At 64.1% G+C, this 807-nt stretch carries 1 protein-coding gene and 1 pseudogene; both read left to right on the top strand.

The window, feature by feature from the left end:
* Window positions 1-105 (top strand): annotated as a pseudogene (locus EN935_RS42595) (tol-pal system protein YbgF); the annotation flags it as partial.
* A 57-nt stretch (window positions 106-162) separates the two neighbouring features.
* The coding region (tilS, locus tag EN935_RS38380) for a tRNA lysidine(34) synthetase TilS (protein WP_127374365.1) at window positions 163-807 on the top strand (645 nt) is incomplete at its 3' end.

The following is an 807-nucleotide window of genomic DNA, read 5'->3' as shown; positions in this document are numbered from 1 at the left end:
GACGTTGCCTGCGCCACTTTCAGCGAGGTCGGCAAGCGCTACCCCGATATTTCCAGCGCGCTCAAGGAACGCGTCAAGCAGGAGAAGGCTCTGGCTGCCTGCTAATCCTTGTCATACATGTCGTTGTCCTAAAACCGGGACCACTTTTGGGCGACAGGCATTATGCTCGACATCGAGCCGGATCTTTCGACAAGTCTTTTTTCGCATATCGATTTTACCAGCGGCGCTGTTGCGGCCGTGTCCGGCGGCAGCGACTCGACCGCCCTGCTCCTCCTTCTCAAACACCATCTCGACCGCACGGCGCCGGCAACCAAGCTGCTGGCGGTGACGATCGATCACGGCTTGCGGTCCGGTTCGGCAGCGGAGGCGCAAGCGGTGGCCAAGCTGTGCGCCACACACGGAATTCCACACCGCATTGTGACATGGTCGGGTCCCAAGCCGTCGACGGGTCTGCCCGCCGCGGCACGGGAAGAGCGCTACCGGTTGCTGGCTGAAGCGGCACAAGCGCAAGGCATCGGCCTGATCCTCACCGGCCATACCGCCGACGACCAGGCGGAAACGGTGCTGATGCGTCAAGGGCGCGAAGAAGGGTTGGCGCGGAACGAGGGCCGAGGTCTTGTCGAACTGTCAGGCCGCGGTCTTGCCGGCATGGCGCCGGCCACCTTGTATGACTGGCGCAGTTGGATCGTGCGGCCGCTCCTTGGCATGCGGCGCGCGGCATTGCGCGATGTCCTGCGCCGCCAAAATGTCGGCTGGGCCGACGACCCAACCAATGCCGACGAGGCTTTCGAGCGGCCGCGCATGCGG

Origin of the sequence: Mesorhizobium sp. M7D.F.Ca.US.004.03.1.1 (genome assembly GCF_003998635.1) — a bacterium.
Taxonomy (GTDB): Bacteria; Pseudomonadota; Alphaproteobacteria; order Rhizobiales; family Rhizobiaceae; genus Mesorhizobium; species Mesorhizobium loti.
The sequence above is the reverse complement of the archived record's forward strand: the minus strand, read 5'-3'. Positions and strand labels throughout refer to the sequence as shown.